This window comes from Rhizobium sp. PEPV16 (genome assembly GCF_008919455.1).
Lineage (GTDB): Bacteria > Pseudomonadota > Alphaproteobacteria > Rhizobiales > Rhizobiaceae > Rhizobium > Rhizobium leguminosarum_Q.
Genome location: NZ_VSZV01000323.1, coordinates 3,834 through 4,276 on the forward strand (window position 1 = coordinate 3,834; position 443 = coordinate 4,276).

General features: G+C 61.9%; 1 protein-coding gene. It reads left to right on the plus strand.

The annotated features are described in order from the left end of the window. A partial coding sequence (locus FY112_RS37195) for a hypothetical protein (protein WP_210384806.1) occupies window positions 1-443 on the plus strand: 443 nt, incomplete at both ends.

Genomic DNA, 443 nt, shown 5'->3' on the forward strand with positions numbered 1-443 from the left:
GATCGTCGGACGCATCGTTTCCGATTGGGCGCACGCCCGTCGCGCGCTCGTCCGGGAACCTGCCGAAGGCGCAAACACATCTCGCATTCGCGGCGACGAGCTTCTTGTGCTTGCCCATACCAATCAAGACGTGAAGCGTCTGAACGAGGCACTGCGATCGGTGATGACGGGAGAGGGCGCGCTTGGTGAGGGCCGCTCTTTCCGCACCGAACGCGGCGCACGAGAATTCGCCGCCGGCGACCGCATCATCTTTCTGGAGAATGCCCGCTTCCTCGAGCCACGTGCTCCCCGTCTCGGTCCGCAATATGTCAAGAACGGCATGCTCGGGACGGTCGTATCCACCGGCGACAAACGGGGCGACACATTGCTTTCGGTGCGTCTCGACAATGGCCGGGACGTCGTCATCAGTGAGAACAGCTATCGCAATGTCGATCATGGCTACG